This is a genomic window from Anaerosporobacter sp., from assembly GCF_965301125.1.
The window spans coordinates 1-2,335 of record NZ_CBDLAM010000214.1 but is presented as its reverse complement, the minus strand read 5'-3'; the positions used below and the strand labels follow the sequence as shown (position 1 = coordinate 2,335).

General features: G+C 31.3%; 5 protein-coding genes. 1 reads left to right on the top strand and 4 read right to left on the bottom strand.

The features are described from left to right. The 3 genes from ACW2QF_RS16980 to ACW2QF_RS16970 form a co-directional block, all read right to left on the bottom strand. Positions 1-236: hypothetical protein (locus ACW2QF_RS16980; protein WP_455717203.1), on the bottom strand; the 236-nt coding region annotated here is incomplete at its 3' end. 22 nt (positions 237-258) lie between these two features. Continuing rightward, entirely contained in the window at positions 259-942 is a 684-nt protein-coding gene (locus ACW2QF_RS16975) for a hypothetical protein (protein ID WP_455717202.1), read from the bottom strand. Positions 943-1,168: 226 nt separating this feature from the next. Next, positions 1,169-1,366, bottom strand: a complete 198-nt coding sequence (locus ACW2QF_RS16970; RefSeq protein ID WP_455717201.1) for a cold shock domain-containing protein — start codon at positions 1,364-1,366, stop codon at positions 1,169-1,171. A 326-nt stretch (positions 1,367-1,692) separates the two neighbouring features. Between ACW2QF_RS16970 and ACW2QF_RS16965 the strand changes: the two genes are divergently transcribed. After that, positions 1,693-2,109, top strand: a complete 417-nt coding sequence (locus tag ACW2QF_RS16965) for a helix-turn-helix domain-containing protein (RefSeq protein ID WP_455717200.1) — start codon at positions 1,693-1,695, stop codon at positions 2,107-2,109. Here ACW2QF_RS16965 and ACW2QF_RS16960 read toward each other — a convergent pair. Then, a partial coding sequence (locus ACW2QF_RS16960; RefSeq protein WP_455717199.1) for a DUF1294 domain-containing protein occupies positions 2,088-2,335 on the bottom strand: 248 nt, incomplete at its 5' end. The two genes, ACW2QF_RS16965 and ACW2QF_RS16960, sit on opposite strands and share 22 nt — an antisense overlap.

The following is a 2,335-nucleotide window of genomic DNA, read 5'->3' as shown; positions in this document are numbered from 1 at the left end:
ACCAATAATGGTACAACTAATAAGATATCTGTCTCTTCTTTTATGATTTGGTTTGATACCTGTGTCCTAAACTTTCCATCAGGCATATAACGTAATATTCTTTCATCAGGTACCAAGATTGCTTTTGCCTTCTTATTAATTGCAATAATTCTACGTGTTTCATAAATATAAATTACAACTGGAAAAGCAATATAATCTACAAGTTGCTGGTATTTTAGTTTTTCCCCGGCTTTCATACGCCTCTCCTCCTACGTATATCTATTTACTATAATTACAAAATCCACAGTTTTTCTTAGCTGCTGCACAATACCTACATGGATTTTGAATGATGTCTTTACATTCATCCTTCATGGACTTCATATTAATCATAAGACCACAAATTGTATTTTCAGGTATGAATTGCTTCCTATCACTTAACATAATCCCTAGCTCCCTACCATGAAGCAATTCATATATTTTCTCATTCTCTATTAAATCCATACCATAGTACCCCGGTCCAAGTATAGGAGTAAACACACCATTTCCAATTTGCATCTTATATTCTGTAATTATATTGTCACGATGTCCTTGTAAGGCGGCATATTTCCATATTGTCTCATAGTACTGATCCAGTAAATTATATATAGTGCTATCCTCAGATTCATAAATAGTGATAAGAAATACCATTAATGATATTATACCATGAAAATAGTCCTGTTCAAACAATTTCCAGTGGATTTTCACCTCATTAATGATTAACTCACCATTCTTAACTATGAATTCTGATGATGTATAAACTTTTGACACACTTCGAATCTTACACGTTTTTTGTAATTTTTCTAGAATTTCATCGGCTATTTCTCTTTCTTCTTCACTTAATAGATCATTTCCTTTTATTTGATTAAAATATCTCTCTATGTTATACTTATGAAATTTCTCTTCTACATAGATGGTATTATTCACTCCTACTTTCCTTTCTAATTTAAATATTTCTAGTATCAGAATCTATTAAATCCTATAAAAAAAACTGCCTCATTAGTATGTAACTAATTATGAGGCAGTTTTCTTTACAACTTAACGCACATTAAATCGCATAAGTAATCAATCCATTAAAACAATATAGCTATTTCTCTATAAAAAATAAATAATTTATATATATAGAAAAAGGTACACTGATTAAGAAGCTTGATTAAAATCTTGTTACGTTTGTAGCTTGTGGTCCTTTAGCTCCGTTAACGATGTCAAATTCCACTTCTTGTCCTTCTTCAAGGGATTTAAATCCATCCATGTTAAGACCAGTGTAATGTACAAATACATCGTTACCTTGTTCATCAGAGATGAAACCGAAACCTTTTTGATTGTTGAACCATTTAACTGTACCTTTCATATTCAATTCCTCCAAAAACAAATAATAATATATGTTGCTCCAGCAACTAGCCATATTATAACATTTTTACTAAAGATTGTCAATCCATTTTTCACTCAACATCATTATTGGGTATTAATACTCATAAATGTATATAATATGTCGCAAATTGTGTGACATTAATTAAGAAATTGATTAATAAGCGGACTTAACTTTATCTAATTATCATAAGCAAGCAACAAAGTGTTGCTGTAATTATATGTCACGTTTTGTTGCTTTTTAATTCTTTTTCATGGTAAATTGTTATAATAAAGTAAGTTAGTCTCACATTAATACAGGAGGAGTATATGTCAACAGTTAATCTATCGCTTTCGAACAAATTAAGAGAACTCCGTATTTCACATGGGTATACGCAAAAATATTTAGGTAATTACTTAAATATCACTAGGCAAGGATATGCTCATTATGAGAAAGGTGGCCGGACACCTGATAACCAAACATTGTTACAACTTGCATCACTTTACGCCCTAAGCATCGACGAATTAATTAATAACAACTTTATTCCGAGCATGCTTCACGAAGATGCTACGTATTCCACGAATGATCGCGTAAATCCCGAGAATTCAAAGACTAGGAACATTGTTCAACCTAATAATTCTAACGAAAAGGTACTATTGGAAAATTTCAGACAACTTACACCAAATTCGCAATTAGATGTCCTTGAATACGTTAAATATCGTGTCTATAAAGGGCAAAAGCAATGAACAACCATAAAGTATACAATTATAATAAATTGAATAATCAATATTGACGGCATTCCTATTGAAAAAGTTCTATGTTTCGTTTTATGTCTGAACTTATTCATTCCTAAGATGCTACCTAAACTTCCTCCTAGCATTGCTATGAGGAATAATGTTTTTTCTGGAATTCTCCACACGCCACGTTTGGCTTTGTTTTTATCAATTCCCTTGCTTGAGAATCCTATAAGAT

Bases quoted from the DNA above. Each gene is read 5' to 3' on its own strand.
- ACW2QF_RS16965 (WP_455717200.1), top strand. From the start codon at position 1,693: ATGTCAACAGTTAATCTATCGCTTTCGAACAAATTAAGAGAACTCCGT.
- ACW2QF_RS16970 (WP_455717201.1), bottom strand. From the start codon at position 1,366: ATGAAAGGTACAGTTAAATGGTTCAACAATCAAAAAGGTTTCGGTTTC.